This is a genomic window from Flavobacterium oreochromis (assembly GCF_019565455.1).
GTDB classification, from domain to species: Bacteria; Bacteroidota; Bacteroidia; order Flavobacteriales; family Flavobacteriaceae; genus Flavobacterium; species Flavobacterium oreochromis.
Genome location: NZ_CP067377.1, coordinates 2457559 through 2476079 on the forward strand (window position 1 = coordinate 2457559; position 18521 = coordinate 2476079).

An 18521-nucleotide genomic window follows, 5' to 3' on the forward strand; every position below is an offset into this window, starting at 1 on the left:
TCTTGGAGTAGTGGTTTCATCATAGTAGTTGGCTTCCCATTTTAATAAGAAATTATCAAGATCTGTTGGGTGCCAGTTGCCAATACGTGTGTATTTTTATTGTTGTGGTTCGCTTTATGTTCTATATTTTTGTTTTTAAGTATATATGGTAGATATCGATTAGCGTCTATGAAATCAAATATTAAGTATTGTTTGGGTTTTAGGTTGGAATGTATGGAGGTTAATGTTTGTTTAAAATCTTTGTTAGTAATAATGTAGCTAGAAGTTCTTCCTGTCATGATGATGGAATCTAGTCTTTTTCAAGGTTGAAAGATCTCATATCTGCATTAATGAATTTTGCTTTTGGACATCTTTTTTTTTGCTTTATTCAACATATCAGAACTGTAGTCTAATCCTATGTAGTTAAAGTTGTCTAGTATGAATTGATTGGCAAGATGGCCAGTTCCAGCACCAATTTCTAAAGTATTATGACAATTGTATTGATCGAGTATTTTTTTGTAAAAAATATATTCTTCATTATAATTGATAAAACTTTGATACATGATGTCATAAATTTCAGCCATTTCTCCTTGGTATAGTGAAATCATATAAAAATTGTTTAAATGAAAATGAAAAAGAGGCTGTCCTAAAAGTAAAAAATCAACACACAGCTTGTTACTTCGACGTAAGGAGGAGTTTCATAATTAGTGCTATGTGATTTCTTTCTTTGATCGAAATGACAAGATTGACTTTTTGGACAGCCTCTTGTATATTAGAATTTGTAGTTTAAAGATAGATTAAACATAGTTCCTAACTGACTGAAATGATATCCGTCGTATGTCATTTGTGAATAACGCTGATTAAAAGTAATTAGGTTTGATTGATTTTTTACAAAGTTAGGGTCTGTTAGCTTAGCTTCACCTGCTGAATTCTCAGCTTTGAAATCCCATCTAGGTAAAATATTTAATATGTTGTTAATGTTTAATGCAATAGTAAGTTTATTTGTTGCGTTGAAATTTATACCTAAGTCTGTTACTACTTTTGGTTTGAATTCAGTTCTTAAGTCAGAATCTAATCCAGTTTGTTTGAATACTGTTTTTCCGAATAAAGTATTGTTTAGGGAAATTCCAAATTTTCCTATGTCATAAGTGGTTCCTAGGATCCATTTAGTTTTAGGACGAGAAGTGAATAATAAATGTTGTTGCGTAGCGTCTATTAGTTCTTTTCCAAATTTTACAGGAATTTGATTGGTGTTCCAGTTTTCAAATGTATAATTACCAGATAGATTAAATCCTAAGTCTCCATTTCCTACTTTTATATTTCGTATACCCGCAACTACATCAATACCTCTTGTCTTAGTATTTAAAGCATTAGTAAAGAATGATAGTGTTCCAAGATTTTTTCCGTCAACTATTACATCTTTAATTTCGTCACTTAAGACAATTCTGTCATAAACATTGATGTGATAGTAATCTAATGTTAGTGTAATATTTTTTGTTGGTTTGAAACCTAATCCGATTGTGTAGTTTTCAGATTTTTCAGCTTTTAACTTATCAATTCCCATTTGACGAGCTTGAGGAGATACATTGTTAACTAATCCACTTACTAAAACTCCTTGTCCTGGGAAAAAGCTATATTGTGATTTTTGAGTATAAATTTGATGTAATGAAGGGGCTCTAAAGCCAGATGATATTGAAGTTCTTAGGGTAATCTTATCATTTAAAAATTTGTATCTTCCACTTAGTTTACCTACATAGGTAGTTCCAAAGTCACTATAATTTTCTCCTCTTAGTGTAGCATCTATTAAGAAGTCTTTGGTGAAATCAATGGTAGTAGCTATATATCCCCCAATATTGTATCTGTTAAATTTGCCTGAGTTTTCTGGTCTATTACCTGCAAATGAATCAGCTCCCATTCCATCCCATGAGGCTTTATCTCCTTCTACTATTGTGAAGTTTTCGGTTCTGAATTCTGTACCTACAGCAAAGCTAATTTTATTAGTTAGGTTTTTGTTTATATCGATATTACCTACTATATGGTCAAATTTAGTTCCTCCAGGTTTGAAAGAGATTGGGCTGTTTTCTAAGTATAAATTGTTTTTAATTGGGTTGCCATTGATGTCTTTTTTAGGTAATCCTGTAGCTGGATCAATTTCAAATGTTACAGAACTAGAGCGATTAAATGAATTGTTTACTGTGTATTCTTGAGCATTACCTCCAAAAGTAATACTTAAATCTGTATTCCATCCGTTTTTGTAGATTTTAATCCTAAAGTTGCATTGTAATCATTTAGGTCTCCTTCAAAAGTAGGAATGTAGCCATCATATCCGTTTTTACCATTCCCAGGAAATAGTTTATTAAGGAAAGGGTAGTCTGATAATGATCTCCAATAAGGTGTTCTATAGTTAGCAAATGAATTTACTTTTTTGTATACATAAGCACCGTTAAAATATAATTTTGAAGTTTCAGATACTTCTACACCTCCATTAATTTCAAATTTAGCTGTGGCTGTAGCTGGTGATCCATTTATATTTCCTGCATCTGGATGTCTATTTAAGAAATCTTGAACGTCATTTATGTTTGCTGAAAAATCTTTTGCTTCTCCTTGCGCATCAACTGTGCCAGGTCTATTAGCTAAAGTTACTTTAGAAAAATCTAGTGTATAATTTATGAATCCTTTTTCATTAAATGCAGTTGTACCATTGTTAAGGCTTACTCCAATCATTTTTCCATCTCCTTTGCCTGTAATTCCTGTTCTAAAAGTGCTAGACCCTGAGTTTGGATTGTTTTTTAATATAATATTCATAACCCCAGCAATGGCATCAGAACCATATTGAGCAGAAGCGCCATCCCTTAGAATTTCAACTCTTTCAATAGCGTCTTGAGGTATTGCTGATATATCAGCTCCTGTTTCACCACGTCCTGGAGAGGTTTGTGTGTATAATAAGGAACTCATGTTTTTACGTTTCCCATTTATTAAAATTAAAGTACGACTTGGTCCCATGTTTCGTATTTCGTAGGGGTCTAGTAAAGATGTAGCATCATTTACAGGTGTTTGAACGGTATTGAAAGAAGGAATTCTGTATTGTAATGCTTTGTCAAAGGTTGCTTGTCCTGTTGAAGCTAGTTCTTTAGATGATAATAAATCTACTGGGAGTGGAGTAGTGGTGTTGCTTCTTGGAGCAGTTCTTGTTCCTACTACGACTACTTCATCTAAGCTTTTGTTTTCTTCTTGAAGGACTATATTTAATTCAATATTTTGATCTTTTATTTCAACTTCTCGGACTTCTGTTTTGTAGCCCATGTAATTGAATTTTAAAGTATGTTTTCCAGGATTTAATTTTATAGTAAAACTACCATCAAAATCAGATGTTGTAGAATTTGCACTGTTGGCAATAATATTTACTCCTGGGATTCCTAAGCCTCCTGTGTCTTTAATAGATCCTTTTACGAGGTTTTGAGCTAAACCTGTCCAGGTTGTTATTAGTAATAATAAGCAATGAATTTTTTTCATATTTATTTTTTTTAGGTTATTGTTTTATCAAATATCTAAAAAAATGTTAAATATAAAATTATATTTATTTTTTTTTATCTTGTTTGTCTCTTTTTGTTAATTGGTTATTTTGTTTTCTTTTTCCATACTTTTCAAGTATCTTAGCACCCAATCGATTTTTTACATATGTTTGAACAAAATCAATACACCGAAGATAATATACGTTCTCTCGATTGGAGAGAACATATCCGTATGCGACCTGGGATGTATATTGGAAAGTTAGGGGATGGATCATCACCTGATGATGGTATTTATATTTTGGTAAAAGAAGTCCTTGATAACTGTATCGATGAGTTTGTTATGGGGGCTGGTAAAACTATAGAGGTAACTTTAAAAGATAAGATGGTTACCGTTAGAGATTATGGTCGTGGTATTCCGCTGGGAAAGGTGGTAGATGTAGTGTCTAAAATGAATACTGGTGGGAAATATGACTCTAAAGCCTTCAAGAAATCCGTTGGGTTAAATGGGGTGGGTACTAAAGCAGTAAATGCACTATCTACCTTTTTTAGAGTTGAATCGGTTCGTGATAATCAACAGAAAGCAGCCGAATTTTCTGCGGGTACATTGACTTTAGAAGAAGACGTAATAGAAACCACTAAGCGTAAGGGGACTAAGGTAAGCTTTATTGCCGATGATAGTATCTTTAAGCATTATAAATATCGTAACGAGTATATAGTTCGAATGTTAAAGAATTATTGTTATCTGAATAAAGGATTAACAATAGTATATAATGGTGAAAAGTTTTTTTCTGAAAATGGTTTAAAGGATTTATTAGAAGAAACCATCACCGAAGAAGATATGCAATATCCTATTATTCATCTTACAGGTGATGATATAGAAATTGCGATGACCCATAGTAAAACCCAATATTCCGAAGAATATTATTCATTTGTTAACGGTCAAAATACTACTCAAGGAGGAACACACTTAGGAGCTTTCCGCGAAGCGATTGTAAGAACGATTAAAGAATTTTATAACAAAAATTTTGAAGCTTCGGATATCCGTAAGTCAATAGTTTCGGCTATTTCTATTAAGGTAGAAGAACCCGTTTTTGAATCGCAAACGAAAACCAAATTAGGATCAACGGAAATGGGGCCTAATTCACCTACGGTTCGAACGTATGTGAATGATTTCATCAAAACCAATTTAGATAATTTTTTACATAAAAATCCTGAAGTAGCTGATTTGCTACTTCGTAAAATTTTGCAAGCAGAACGCGAACGTAAAGAACTTTCAGGAATTCGTAAGTTGGCTAAAGAGCGTGCTAAAAAAGCGAGTTTGCACAATAGAAAATTACGTGATTGTCGTGTACATTTAACTGATGCAAAAAATTCAAGAAGTTTAGAGAGCACCTTGTTTATTACTGAGGGAGACTCGGCTTCGGGGTCTATTACTAAATCTCGAGATGTGAATACACAAGCAGTATTTAGTTTGCGTGGTAAGCCATTGAATACTTACGGAATGACTAAGAAGATTGTGTATGAAAACGAGGAGTTCAACTTACTTCAAGCGGCTTTGAATATTGAAGAAAGTATGGAAGACTTGCGTTACAACAATATTGTCATTGCTACCGATGCCGATGTGGATGGGATGCATATTCGATTGTTGTTGATTACTTTCTTTTTACAATTCTTTCCTGAAATTATTAAAGAAGGACATTTATATATCTTACAAACACCGTTATTCCGTGTCCGTAACAAGAAAGAAACTATTTATTGTTACAGTGATGACGAAAGACGAAACGCCATTGAAAAATTAAAACCAAAACCTGAAATCACGCGATTCAAAGGATTGGGAGAAATCTCACCAGATGAGTTCAAACATTTCATTGGAGAAGACATACGTTTAGATCCAGTAATGTTAGACAAAGCAACTTCTATCGAAAAATTATTGGAGTTCTATATGGGTAAAAACACACCTGACAGACAAGAGTTTATCATCAATAATTTGAAAGTGGAGTTGGATACAGTGGAGGAGTTGACGAGTTAGTGTTCTGTAAGCAAACGACAGTAAGCAGATTAAATTAAAATGGGAAAAATAAGTAATAATAATCTAAATAATCTTGAAGGGACTTTCTTTCAAGAGGTTATTACTATTGTTAAGAATTCCCAGCAGCACATTCTTCGTTCAGTTAATCAAACATTAGTACTTACGTATTTTGAAATAGGCAGAAGAATTGTAGAGCAAGAACAAAAAGGAGAAAATAGAGCGGAATATGGTAAATATTTAATTCAATCTTTATCAGAAAAACTTACCAACGAATTTGGAAAAGGATTTAGCGTTCGTAATCTAGAACAAATGCGTAAGTTTTATCAAACATATACAATTCCGCAGTCACTCACTGCGGAATTCGAAAATCAAAATTACGAGACACTGTCTCGGATTTTTGGAGTTGATACAAAAACGCAGACACTGTCTGCGGAATTCAAACTTTCTTGGTCACACTATATTCTTCTAAGTTCAATTGATGATAAGTTAGAACGCAATTTCTACGAAATCGAGTCTGTAAAATATAACTGGAGTGTTCGAGAATTGAAAAGACAATACAATTCGGCATTATTCACAAGATTGTCATTAAGCAGAAATAAAGAAGAGGTTTTAAAATTAGCTCAAGTAGGACAAATTATAGAAAAACCAAAAGATTTAATCAAAGATCCATACATATTGGAGTTTTTAGGTTTGCCTGAAAAAGCACAGTATTCTGAAGAAGATTTAGAAACTGAAATCATAGATAAATTAGAATCTTTTTGATGGAATTGGGGCACGGATTTACCTTTGTAGCTCGTCAAAAAGAATCACTTTTGATGACAAGCATTTTTATATCGATTTGGTTTTTTATAACCGAATTTTAAAATGTTTTGTACTCATTGATTTGAAAATAGGTGAGTTAAAACATCAAGATTTAGGGCAAATGCAAATGTATGTCAACTATTATGATAGAGAAATGCGTTTGGAAGATGAAAATCTAACCATAGGAATCATCCTTTGTCAAAATAAAAGTGATTTGTTAGTAGAATATTCATTGCCAAAAGAAAATGAACAAATTTTTGCTAGCAAATACAAAACAGTGTTACCAACAGTTGAAGAATTTAAAAAGATAATATTGTAAAAAAGGTTCACAAAGTCACTCAAAGTTTGTTCACAAAGTCAAAGAAGTTTTTACATTGTGAAACTTTGTGGAAAACTTAGTGAAACAAAATACGAATATGCAAGAAGAAAACGAAATAAGTAAAATAATTTTAGACTGTGCATATAAAGTTCACACAAAACTGGGTTCAGGATTGTTAGAAAAAGTGTATAGAGAATGTTTAGCTTATGAATTGCAAAAATACGGTTTAAATGTTAAACAAGAAAAAGGTTTTCCTGTTGTTTATGAAGATATAAAATTTGATTGTGGTTATAGAGTTGATATAATTGTGAACGATAAAGTAATTATAGAATTAAAAGTAGTGGAAGATTTTACAATTGAACATACAGCTCAATGTTTAACCTATATGCGATTGGCAGATTGTAAGTTGGGTTTACTTTTAAACTTTTATAAAAAATCATTAAAAGACGGAATTAAAAGATTAATAATTTAAACATAATGTGACAATGTTACAAACTCAAAGAAGTTTTTACATTGTGAAACTTTGTGAAATACTTAGTGAAACATTGTGATATAAAAAATAAATTAATAATATAAACATAGTGTGACTTTGTGTTAAACTTGGTGAAACTTTGTGAACCTAAATTATGAGCGAAGAAAACGAAAATATAGAAGAAGAATTAACCCCTCAAGAAGAAAACCATTCAGAAGAAAACACTTCAGAAGGAAAATATTTTGAGGGTGAACATTTTTACCAACACGACGAAGATCCAGAAGCAACCATAACCAAGGTTACAGGAATGTATAAAGATTGGTTTTTGGATTATGCTTCATACGTAATTCTTGAGCGTGCGGTTCCTGCTATAGAGGATGGCTTTAAACCCGTGCAACGACGCATTATGCACTCCATGAAAGAATTGGATGACGGGCGTTATAATAAAGTGGCTAATGTGGTAGGTCACACCATGCAGTATCACCCTCATGGTGATGCCAGTATAGGTGATGCTATGGTGCAAATTGGTCAAAAAGACTTATTAATTGATACGCAAGGAAACTGGGGAAATATTCTAACGGGTGACGGAGCAGCGGCATCTCGTTATATCGAAGCGCGTTTAAGTAAATTTGCCCTTGAAGTATTATATTCTCCTAAAATTACCGAATGGGGATTGTCCTACGATGGTCGTCGTCCAGAACCTATCAATCTGCCTGTAAAATTCCCATTGTTATTGGCACAAGGTGGAGAAGGGATTGCTGTAGGTTTATCCACCAAGATATTACCGCACAACTTTAACGAACTGATTGATGCTTCTATCAAAATTTTAAAGGGGAAAGCTTTTACCTTATATCCTGATTTTCCAACAGCGGGTATTGCCGATGTTTCTAATTACAATGATGGTTTGCGTGGCGGGCGTGTGCGTGTGCGTGCCAAAATTTCGCAATTGGATAAACAAAGTTTGGTTATAACGCAGATTCCTTTTTCAACTAATACGACTTCTTTGATCGATAGTATTTTGAAAGCCAATGATAAAGGGAAAATCAAAATCAAAAAAATTGAAGATAATACCGCGGCTGAAGTAGAAATTTTAATTCATCTGCCACCCGGTGTTTCTCCTGATAAAACCATTGATGCACTTTATGCGTTTACAGCTTGTGAAACTTCTATTTCACCTTTAGGTTGTGTGATTGAAGATAATAAGCCATTATTTATTGGGGTTTCTGAAATGTTGCGTATTTCTACACATCGTACTGTGGATTTGTTGCGTCAGGAATTGGAAGTGCAACTGGGAGAATTAGAAACCAAATGGCATTTTTCAACGTTGGAAAAAATCTTCATTCGCGAAGAAATGTATATCGATTTCAAACTATATGCTGATAAGGAATCGTTGTATCAATATATGTATACACGTTTCGAACCTTTCAAAAAGCTATTGGTACGTGAGATAGTCGATGAGGATTTGCAAAAGTTAACGCAAATTCCAATGATTCGTATCACGCGTTTTGACTCGGATAAGGCGGATGAATTAATTGCAAAATTAGAAGATGAAATTGCTCAAGTAAAACATCATTTGGAGCATTTGACACAATTTGCGATTGATTTCTTTACGCGATTGAAAGAGAAATATGGAAAAGGACGTGAACGCCAAACAGAAATTAGAAATTTCGAGAATATCGAAGCTACGAAAGTAGTTTTACGTAACACAAAATTATATGTGAATCGTGAAGAAGGTTTTCTAGGGACTTCGTTGAAAAAAGATGAGTATGTAGCCGATTGTTCAGATATTGATGATGTGATTTGTTTCTTGCGTAATGGTAAGATGATTGTCACTAAAGTAGATGAGAAAAAATTCGTAGGAAAGGATATTATTCATATAGCAGTATTTGATAAAAATGATAAACGCACGATTTATAATATGATTTACCGTGATGGTAAATCAGGACCTTCTTTTATCAAACGTTTTAATGTTTCAGGTGTAACCCGTGATAAGGAGTATGATTTGACGCAAGAAAAAACAGGTTCACAAGTATTATATTTTTCAGCAAACCCTAATGGAGAAGCCGAAACGGTAACCATTTTATTACGCCAAGTAGGAAGCGTTAAAAAATTGAAGTGGGATATAGACTTTGCTGATATTATGATAAAAGGAAGGGCTTCTAAAGGGAATACTGTTGCAAAATATCCTATTAAAAAAATAGAGTTAAAAGAAAGGGGTATTTCTACTTTGCGACCAAGAAGAATTTGGTTTGATGATACCGTTCAACGTTTGAATGTAGATGGAAGAGGTGAATTATTAGGAGAATTTAAGCCAAATGACCGTTTGCTTATTATTGGACAAAATGGAAAGTTGAAAACGGTTATTCCTGAATTAACTACTCACTTTGAGGATGATATGATAGTCTTAGAAAAATGGCATCCTCAAAAGCCTATTTCTGCTATTTATTACGATGGGGAAAAAGAACGTTATTTTGTAAAACGCTTCTTAGTTGAACATGAAAATAAAGAAGAACTTTTTATTTCCGAGCATGAAAAATCACAATTAGAAATAGTCTCTACTGATTGGCGACCTATGGCAGAAGTTATTTTTGCTAAAAAAGGTGGAGTTCAAAAAGAAAATCAGACTGTTAATCTAGAAGAGTTTATTGCTGTAAAAGGAATTAAAGCGTTAGGTAACCAATTAACAACTGATAAAATCAAACAGATTAATATGCTGGAGCCACTTCCTTATGAAGAGCCAATTGAAGTAAATCCAGAAGAAATTCTAAAAGAAGAAATAGAATCGGGGGAAGGAGAGGATATTAAAAATTATAACATTAAATTAGAAGATGATGGACAAATAACGTTAAGTTTAGATTCATAAAAAAAGGGAAACCAAACTTCCCTTTTTTATGCAGTTAAGTGTAATTCTAGAGCATAACAAGTTTTATTATTTTTTGTTATTGAAAACTTGATGCTTTCTTTATCTTCTTGATGATTAATTTGAATTTTATCTTGAAGATTTACTTCTTGTAAAAATTAATTGAAAAAGATTTAATCTTTTGTTCTAAAATAATTTCAGGTTCTATCTCATCTAAAGACCATTCTAGATATTTTACATTGTTAGCATGGTTAACTATGTCAATGTCAGAAAGTTTTATGGTTTTTTCACTTAGTTTTACTGGATTTTCGGGAATATTAATTCTGTGAGTGCTAATACTTGTTGCATGATTATTAGGAAAGAAAGTAAAATGATCATAAGGTATAGCCAAATTTTCAGGTCTACGAGTATTTGTATTAATCACTACCCAAAAAGTTTCACAACCAATAATTTTTTTTTCATTAAGATACATTTCTAAGCATCGAACAGATTGATAACCTTCTAAAGATTTAATCCAAGTTTTGACTGTTACTTCATCTTGCCATTTAGGTAAATCTATAATTTCAACTTTCATCCTACTTAATACCCAAGCTTGATTAAAAATTTGCATATCAGCATGACTAAATCCTCCTAATTCAGCATGAGAACTAGCCGTTAATTGGAAAAGATTACACAAATCAGTATATTTAAGGATACCATTAGGGGTACAATGTAAAAAGTTGATTTTATGATTTTCTTCAAAGATGGGAGAGAAATCAGGAGAAATAGGCATTTTATATAAATTTTGAATTAATAAGAGTGATAATTTTATTGGAATCAGTTAGATGATTAAACCAATTAGTATTTTCAGTTCTTTTGAACCAGGTCATCTGACGTTTAGCAAATCGACGCGTATTCATTTTAATTTGTTCGATGGCAAATTCCAAAGAAGTTACTCCGCTAAGATAATCAAATAATTCACGATAGCCTACCGTTTGTAAGGCATTTAACTCTTTATTAGGATATAAAATTTGTGCTTCTTTAACGAGTCCTTCTGCTATCATAATATCCACTCGTTTGTTAATACGTTCGTACATCAGTTCTCTATCGGCTTCTAAACCTATTATGATAGGAGTAAAATTACGCTCGTTTTTACGTTTACCTAAGAAGCTTGAATACGGTTTTTCTGACCCCAAACAAACTTCCACAAAACGTTTCATGCGTTGCGGATTGACTAAAGTCTGTGGGTTTTCAGCTTCTATTTTTGAATAATAAATTGGATCTAATTCTTTTAATTTTTTTTGTAAAAACTCAATCCCCAATTCATCGTATTTTTTATTGATTTCATCCCTTACGGAATTAGCTATTTCAGGAAAATCATCAAAACCTTTTAAAACGGCATCTACATACAATCCGCTTCCGCCGACCATAATTTGTATGGGATTTTTTTGAAATAATGCATCCAAATGGGCTAAAGCTTCAATTTCAAAATCACCTACCGAATAGTTTTCAAAAATAGATTTGTTTTGAATAAAATGATGACGAGCAGCAGCCAATTCCTCCTGATTAGGAACAGCTGTCCCTATAGTCATTTCTTTAAAAAATTGTCGACTATCACACGAAATAATATCGCAACCAAAATGTTGTGCCAGTTTAATACTTAAGGCTGTTTTTCCTATGGCAGTTGGACCGATAATCGTTATAAGATAATTGTGACTCATTTAATAGTTTTTAATTTTTCAATAGCATTGCTTGTTAGCAATTGGACATTTTGAGTGATTTTTTCAATATCCCAATGCCACCATTCAATACGGAGTAATTCAGCAATGATTTCTTCTGAAAAACGTTTACGAATAAGTTGTGCAGGATTTCCACCAACAATGCTATACGGCGCAACATCCTTAGTTACCGTACTATTGGTTGCTATAATGGCGCCGTCACCTATAGTTACACCCGCCATAATGGTCACGTTATGACCAATCCACACATCATTCCCAATAATAATATCACCTTTTATTGGATAAGATTTACCTTCCATTGCGTTTTGCCAATCGTGTCCGAAAATTGCAAAAGGATAGGCCGAAATTGCTTCAGTTAAATGATTAGCACCATTCATGATAAATTTTACTCCAGAGGCAATCATGCAAAATTTACCAATGATCAATTTGTCATTATTAAAATCGAAATGGTATTTTACATTTTTTTCAAAATTAGCTACATCTTCAAAATCATCATAATATGTATAATCACCCACGATGATATTTGGGTTTTTAATGATGTTTTTTAGAAAACACAATCTATTGTAGTTTTCCAAAGGGAATATAGTTTCTTTGTTTGGGATGTTCAAAATTAAAATCGTTTAATCTTTAAATACTTTTTTTTATTAATAAAACTCTGAATGATATTTCGAGTATCTCTATTGCTTTGCATAGGGATAATGATGTTTTTCAGGATTTCAATGGTATTGATTTGATAGTTCAAATCATAAAAACAATAGCCTTTGTAGATACCATTTTCAATTAAAATAGCACTTCTTTCTTCAAGGCTCCGACCTTTGTCTATAATAACCATGTTTTGGTTATAGAATTGATGTTGATTGATAAAATCTACCACGCGAGCATTATAATCTTTTGGATTTTCTTGGTTTATACAGGCTCCATTGCATTGTTTGATTTCATATTGAAAACAAGCTTTTTTGGTGTCGTATAAACCATTTATTTTTGGCAAAGTTGGTACTTTTCTGTAATCTTAAAAAGTGCATTTTTACCTTCTTGTGCATTTGCAAAAGAAGTGATTTCTTTTTACGACCATCCGCTTTTAAAACTTTCAAAGCCAAATAACCATTTTGATCCTTTTCACTATATAGAGCAAAAGGGAAAAGAGTCTTGCGTTGTGCTCGATTATAAATTGGTTTGTTGATTTTTATCTCCTCGCTTTCTTTTAAAAGCGCAATCAATTCGCTTCCCGTTTCTTCAAAAGTAACAGTAAATACGTCACGCTGAATCTTTTTACTTTTTCGAGAAGTCCCTGTAAAATGTTGGTTAACTCTTTTTTTGATGTTTTTACTCTTACCAATGTAAATGATTTCCCCTTTTTCGTTATGGATGTAATAAATGCCTGTTTGACTAGGGACTTTATCTAATAAATCTAATAATTTAGGCGCTACACCAGATTTGATTTCGGTTTTTATAAAGCTTTTTACAATTTCTTTTTCGGAGTCTTTAGAGAGTAGTAATTTAAAAAGTTTAACAGTAGCCATGGCATCACCACTGGCTCTATGGCGGTCGGCAACAGGAATTCCTAAACTGCGAACTAGTTTTCCTAAACTATAAGACGGTTGATCTGGGATTAATTTTTTTGCTAATTCAACCGTGCACAGGGTTTGTTTTTTAAAATCATACCCCAAGCGTCTGAATTCGGTTTTAATTACTCTATAATCAAATGCAGCATTGTGAGCTACAATTATACATCCTTCTGTAATTTCGATGATGCGTTTTGCAATTTCATAAAATTTAGGAGCACTATGCAACATGCCATTATTAATCCCGGTTAGCTTTACCACGAAGGGTTGGATAGGAATCTCGGGATTTACAAGGCTGATAAATTGGTCTACGAGTTCGTGACCATCAAATTTATAGATGGCTATCTCGGTAATACCTTCTTCGTTGTATTGACCGCCTGTGGTTTCTATGTCGAGTATGCAGTACATTTTAATGGCAATATTCAATTTCAAAAAACAACTTCAAAAAACAATTTCAAAAAACAATTTCAAAAAACAATTTCAAATTTAGCTTGGAAACTATTTTTTGTTGATAATCATTTTTGAAGTAATTGCTATTAATTCTTCTACTTCTTTTAAAAGAGAAATTCTAAAATTTTGATCTCCTTCATTGATGTAATTCAATATTTTTAGTGAATTTCTGGATTCTTTTAATTCTTTTGCAACTAATGTGAGCTTAAATAGTAAATCTTTGTCAGAATTTGTGCCAAGAGATTCACCAAAATTTAAAGAAGAGCTGCCAGATGAACGGATTAATTGATTTTTGTAATATTCATTCTCAAAAGATTTTTCTAAACTTCTTGTAAAGAAAATACATTCTCCTGCAAAACGTATCAATCGATCATCAAAATTGAAAATTTTTTCTTCAAATGGATTCTTTTCACTCATGTTTTTATTGTTTTTTGAGATTGAAATTGATTTTTGAAATTGAAGTTGTTTTTTGAGATTGAAATTGATTTTTGAGATTGAAATTGATTTTTGAGATTGAAATTGATTTTTGAAATTTATCTCGTTCCAAATATACTACTTCCTATCCGAATCATTGTGCTTCCGCATTCAATTGCTAGTTGATAGTCGCCAGACATTCCCATTGATAAAGTGTTCAGTTGGCAGTTGGCAGTTTTTAGTTCTTTATACTTATCAAAAATCGATTTCAATTTCAGGAATTCTTTTTGATTTGGTTAAGGTCATCGGTAAAGGTTGCCATTCCCATAAAACCTACGATTTTTATATTATTTAAAGAATTGTCATTAGCTTCGCTCTGTTCGGCTTTGCCTCGAGTCTGAACGAAGTGAAGAATCTCTTCCAACTCCTTTTCATCTAAACCAAATTTACTTTCTTCCTCAGCAATAAATACTTGGAGTAAGCAATTTATGACACGATTGTTTTTCTCTGCTTGTTTGTTGATTTCTTGAAGTAGTTTCAAGCTGTCTACTCCATGAATTAAACTCACAAATGGTGCAATTAGTTTTACTTTTCTAGATTGTAAATGCCCAATAAAATGCCATTCAGTATCAGCTGGTAGTTGTGGTTGTTTTTCAACTAATTCTTGTACATAATTTTCACCAAAAATACGTTGACCCGCATTGTAAGCTTCTAGTAAATCACTTACAGGTTTAGTTTTAGAAACCGCTACCAGAGTTACGTGTGGTGGTAGGGTTGATTTTATGTTGTTGAGGTTATTTGCGATTGACATTATAAGAGATTTAGATTCTTATTTTATTTTTTTAAATTCATTCCTATAGAATGATTCTTCTTCTTTTGTCATATTTATAAACATTCTTAATATTTCTACTTCATCTAAATTAGTGAAATTATTGCCTAAATCTTTTCTCATAGCCAATAATAGTTCTGCGAAAAGTTTTAGTGTTCTATAAATATTTGTGTCATTATTTTGACTACTATTTCTGAAATTTCCATATTTTAAAATTACTTCATCGGAAGCATATAGGATATTATCAAATGCAGAGTCCATAGCATTTGAAATTTGTTTATCATTTAATTTATTGTCAGTTGATGTTTTTAATTTTGTATTTTTAAGAATATCTCTAAAAGGTTTAATAAGTTCATTATAATAAACTCTTTTTTGTTCATATATTCTTTGTTTACTTTCTTTTAAATTTTCAATAAACTTTGATATAATAAATCCAATTCCTCCAGAAAAAAGAGTTAATAAAGTAGGATCAATACTTTTTAAAATTTCATATTTATATACAATAATTGAAATTATTATTGTAAAGAATATTATTAAAAAAATATATTGTTTTTTCATATATAATGAGATTTCTCCTTCATCGAAATGACAAGTTTGTGTATAAACTTCTGCAATCAAAAAATGTTAATTATCAATCATTAATCATTAAAAAATTGCTTTGTTCCTCTCAATGACTTATAGTTCATACACTAAAAGTCCACTCCTAAACTTCGGTTCGATGTAAGTACTTTTTGGAGGCATAATCAAGTTATTGTCGGCTAATAGTTTTATTTCGTTGATGTCAGAAGGGTAGAGTAAGAAGCCAACTTCAAATTCACCTTCGTCTATCATTTCTTTCATGTGTAAAATGGCTTGTTTGCCTGGGATGTAATCAATGCGTTCATCATTACGTAAGTCTTCTAATCCTAAAATAGGGTGAAGAACTGTGTCGTATAAAATTTGAGCATCTAGATTTTCTAAAATACCTTTTATTTTATCTTTGTGTTTGTATTCTAAGGCATAAAAACATTCATCTAGATACATCCCAAATTCGTATTTATATTTGGGTTGCCATAACTCACGTTTCTTATCTTTAATAACAAAGTTTTCGGATAAAAGTTTTATGAATTCTTCTTTGTTATGACCATTTAAATCACGAACTACACGGTTAAATTCATAAATTTTGACATTACTTTCGGCAATTAAAAAACTCATAAAATAATTTAAATTTGGATTCCCCAAATGCTTGTCTTGCTTGTATAATAATTCTGCTGAAGCTGAACGATGATGGCCATCTGCAATATATAAATTTGGAATAGTTTCGAAATGTTCAATCAAAAGGTTAATTTCGGTTTCTGTATCTATTTTCCAAAGTGTATGTTTTTCTTTGTTAGGTGTTGCAAATTCATAAATAGGACGGTTCTTTTTATGAATATGAATAAAGGTGTTGATTTCAGTATTATCAGGATAGGTTATCAAAACAGGTTCTGTATTAAATCCTGTTTGATGTAAATAATCTTTAAAAAGTTCTACGCGGTATTGTAAGGTGTCTTCGTGTTTTTTGATAATATTTTTTTGATAATCTTCAATAGAAGCTCCCGCCACTATACCTGTAAAAGTGTTTGATTTTGTTTGAATTTCATAAAGATAAAATAAGGGATTGTCTTCTTGAAAGAGAATGTTTTCTTTTTGAAATCATTGTATTTGTGTGTAACTCCTTTAAAACGTTTGTCTGTAGTGATTTTTTGAGAATGAGTGTAGGCGGGATTAATAACATGTAAGAAGGAGTATGGATTAAAGTCCAATGATGCAGCTAATTCAGCAGGAGAATATTCATCATATGTTTTACACGTTACTAATGCTACTTTATCTGGAGTAGGACGAACTGCTTTAAAGGGGATAATTTTTGCCATTGTTTATTTAGTGCACAGTCCCTAGTCTTGAGTACATAGATTTTTTCTGATAGTTGAAGACAAGGGACTAAGTACTTTTTAATTATTTAATAAATTGAGATGAAACTTTCTCTGCTTTTTTGCTTTCAGAATAGTCATAAAAGCCTTCACCTGATTTTACACCTAATTTACCAGCCATTACCATATTTACTAATAATGGACATGGAGCATATTTAGGGTTTTTGAATCCGTCGTACATAACGTTTAGGATGGATAAGCATACATCTAAACCAATGAAGTCTGCTAATTGTAAAGGCCCCATAGGGTGTGCCATTCCTAATTTCATAACAGTATCAATTTCGTATACACCACCTACACCATTGTATAAAGTTTCGATTGCTTCATTAATCATTGGCATTAGAATACGATTTGCTACAAATCCTGGATAATCGTTAACCTCTGTTGGTACTTTTCCTAAAGTAACTGATAAATCCATGATGATTTTAGTTACTTCATTGGAAGTACTGTAACCACGTATGATTTCAACTAATTTCATAATTGGTACAGGATTCATAAAGTGCATTCCAATTACACGTTCAGGATGTACGACTTGAGCAGCAATTTGAGTGATTGAAATAGAAGAAGTATTAGTTGCTAAAATTACATTGTGTCCACAAACTTCGCTTAATTGTTTGAAGATATTTAATTTTAATTGTACGTTTTCAGTAGCAGCTTCAACTACTAAATCACAACCCACTACACCATCTTTAATATCAGTATAAGTAATGATATTACTAATTGTGTTATGTTTGTCTTCTTCTGTGATAGTTCCTTTCGCTACCATACGATCAAGGTTGGTTGCAATAGTTGCCATACCTTTTTCTAAAGACTTTTCTGAAATGTCTATTAATTTTACGGTAAACCCGCTTTGTGCAAACGTGTGGGCAATTCCGTTACCCATAGTTCCAGCACCTATAACTGCAATTGTTTTCATTTAGTAGCCCCTAAATCCCGAATGGGACTATCCTACTAGGGGGTAGGGATTAAATTAATGTTTTTATTTTATTTGTAATTTTTCCATTTTCAAAATGGAGATCTAATTTTTTGTTCTATCAAGATTATATTGATTTTAAACTCCAGAAGAGTTTCTATTTGTGATTGTGTAATTGTCTTTTTAAATTTTCGTTTTCATAATAGGTATAGTCTTCTTTACTAAACTTTTCAATACGTTTTTATAATAGATGTTATTGCCTTTTTGAATATATCTAGCTTAAATAAAATTATTGATATTTTTTGTCTATTTTTAACAAAATATAAGAAAAAGATGTTGATAGTATTATTGGGCTTATCCTTTTCATTATTCTTTAATTTAAAAGTTTTAATATTCTTCCTAAATATTTATTTAATGATAGAAAGGGGTAATATGTCCAAACTGAATTATGTATGTGGTGAATCCATAATTTTTGGAAGGACGATAAAATTATCCATATCGAAAAAGTTCTTTATTAGGAAACCTATTGCCATATGCTAGGTGTTTTATTAAATAATTACTATAATAAGCTTGGTCTTTGTTTTGTTTCTCTTGGTTAAACTGTTTTTCTCAAGATGTTAATTTAATAAAGTTTGTTGATAATTAATTGTATGAAATGTGCTGTCTTTTGCGGATGTAGTTAGATTTTTGATTTTTTGTATAAATAAAATGATT

General features: G+C 31.8%; 12 protein-coding genes and 4 pseudogenes. 5 read left to right on the forward strand and 11 right to left on the reverse strand.

What is annotated here, in order from left to right:
* Positions 1 to 326 precede the first annotated feature (326 nt).
* On the reverse strand, positions 327 to 587 hold the full coding sequence (locus JJC03_RS18015; RefSeq protein WP_258931869.1) for a methyltransferase: 261 nt from the start codon (positions 585 to 587) through the stop codon (positions 327 to 329).
* Between the two features lie 164 nt (positions 588 to 751).
* Positions 752 to 3492, reverse strand: a pseudogene (locus tag JJC03_RS11790) (TonB-dependent receptor).
* Between the two features lie 165 nt (positions 3493 to 3657).
* On the opposite strand from JJC03_RS11790, the gene JJC03_RS11795 reads away from it, so the two are divergent.
* The 5 genes from JJC03_RS11795 (at position 3658) to JJC03_RS11810 (ending at position 9975) form a co-directional block, all read left to right on the forward strand.
* On the forward strand, positions 3658 to 5520 hold the full coding sequence (locus JJC03_RS11795) for a DNA topoisomerase IV subunit B (protein WP_088399024.1): 1863 nt from the start codon (positions 3658 to 3660) through the stop codon (positions 5518 to 5520).
* A 39-nt stretch (positions 5521 to 5559) separates the two neighbouring features.
* Positions 5560 to 6282: a DUF1016 N-terminal domain-containing protein gene (locus JJC03_RS11800; protein WP_258931871.1), complete on the forward strand. Its 723-nt coding sequence runs from the start codon at positions 5560 to 5562 to the stop codon at positions 6280 to 6282.
* Positions 6283 to 6325: 43 nt separating this feature from the next.
* On the forward strand, positions 6326 to 6640 hold the full coding sequence (locus JJC03_RS18020; protein ID WP_309597803.1) for a PDDEXK nuclease domain-containing protein: 315 nt from the start codon (positions 6326 to 6328) through the stop codon (positions 6638 to 6640).
* A gap of 79 nt (positions 6641 to 6719) precedes the next feature.
* On the forward strand, positions 6720 to 7112 hold the full coding sequence (locus tag JJC03_RS11805) for a GxxExxY protein (RefSeq protein ID WP_258931873.1): 393 nt from the start codon (positions 6720 to 6722) through the stop codon (positions 7110 to 7112).
* Between the two features lie 154 nt (positions 7113 to 7266).
* Positions 7267 to 9975: a DNA gyrase/topoisomerase IV subunit A gene (locus JJC03_RS11810; RefSeq protein ID WP_235873362.1), complete on the forward strand. Its 2709-nt coding sequence runs from the start codon at positions 7267 to 7269 to the stop codon at positions 9973 to 9975.
* A gap of 139 nt (positions 9976 to 10114) precedes the next feature.
* Here JJC03_RS11810 and JJC03_RS11815 read toward each other — a convergent pair whose 3' ends face one another.
* From JJC03_RS11815 to JJC03_RS11855, 9 genes and pseudogenes are all read right to left on the reverse strand, one after another.
* Entirely contained in the window at positions 10115 to 10744 is a 630-nt protein-coding gene (locus JJC03_RS11815) for an acyl-[acyl-carrier-protein] thioesterase (protein WP_309597649.1), read from the reverse strand.
* Position 10745: 1 nt separating this feature from the next.
* Positions 10746 to 11672: a tRNA (adenosine(37)-N6)-dimethylallyltransferase MiaA gene (gene miaA / locus JJC03_RS11820; protein WP_103715377.1), complete on the reverse strand. Its 927-nt coding sequence runs from the start codon at positions 11670 to 11672 to the stop codon at positions 10746 to 10748.
* A complete protein-coding gene (locus JJC03_RS11825; protein WP_103715376.1) occupies positions 11669 to 12298 on the reverse strand; it encodes a CatB-related O-acetyltransferase in 630 nt (209 codons plus the stop codon). The genes miaA and JJC03_RS11825 overlap by 4 nt, the downstream gene beginning before the upstream one ends.
* 2 nt (positions 12299 to 12300) lie before the next feature.
* A pseudogene (locus JJC03_RS11830) lies at positions 12301 to 13660 on the reverse strand (exonuclease domain-containing protein).
* A 90-nt stretch (positions 13661 to 13750) separates the two neighbouring features.
* Positions 13751 to 14119, reverse strand: coding sequence for a four helix bundle protein (locus JJC03_RS11835; RefSeq protein ID WP_088399040.1), 369 nt, complete (start codon positions 14117 to 14119; stop codon positions 13751 to 13753).
* A 116-nt stretch (positions 14120 to 14235) separates the two neighbouring features.
* Positions 14236 to 14927 (reverse strand): annotated as a pseudogene (locus JJC03_RS11840) (YggS family pyridoxal phosphate-dependent enzyme).
* A gap of 18 nt (positions 14928 to 14945) precedes the next feature.
* Positions 14946 to 15563, reverse strand: coding sequence for a hypothetical protein (locus JJC03_RS11845; protein WP_088444855.1), 618 nt, complete (start codon positions 15561 to 15563; stop codon positions 14946 to 14948).
* 57 nt (positions 15564 to 15620) lie between these two features.
* A pseudogene (locus tag JJC03_RS11850) lies at positions 15621 to 16837 on the reverse strand (DUF1015 domain-containing protein).
* A gap of 82 nt (positions 16838 to 16919) precedes the next feature.
* Positions 16920 to 17810, reverse strand: a complete 891-nt coding sequence (locus JJC03_RS11855; protein ID WP_088399049.1) for a 3-hydroxyacyl-CoA dehydrogenase family protein — start codon at positions 17808 to 17810, stop codon at positions 16920 to 16922.
* Positions 17811 to 18521: the final 711 nt, after the last annotated feature.

Coding starts and splice junctions, on each gene's coding strand:
- JJC03_RS18015 (WP_258931869.1), bottom strand. CDS start 587: ATGATTTCACTATACCAAGGAGAAATGGCTGAAATTTATGACATCATG.
- JJC03_RS11795 (WP_088399024.1), top strand. CDS start 3,658: ATGTTTGAACAAAATCAATACACCGAAGATAATATACGTTCTCTCGAT.
- JJC03_RS11800 (WP_258931871.1), top strand. CDS start 5,560: ATGGGAAAAATAAGTAATAATAATCTAAATAATCTTGAAGGGACTTTC.
- JJC03_RS11810 (WP_235873362.1), top strand. CDS start 7,267: ATGAGCGAAGAAAACGAAAATATAGAAGAAGAATTAACCCCTCAAGAA.
- JJC03_RS11815 (WP_309597649.1), bottom strand. CDS start 10,744: ATGCCTATTTCTCCTGATTTCTCTCCCATCTTTGAAGAAAATCATAAA.
- miaA (WP_103715377.1), bottom strand. CDS start 11,672: ATGAGTCACAATTATCTTATAACGATTATCGGTCCAACTGCCATAGGA.
- JJC03_RS11835 (WP_088399040.1), bottom strand. CDS start 14,119: ATGAGTGAAAAGAATCCATTTGAAGAAAAAATTTTCAATTTTGATGAT.
- JJC03_RS11855 (WP_088399049.1), bottom strand. CDS start 17,810: ATGAAAACAATTGCAGTTATAGGTGCTGGAACTATGGGTAACGGAATT.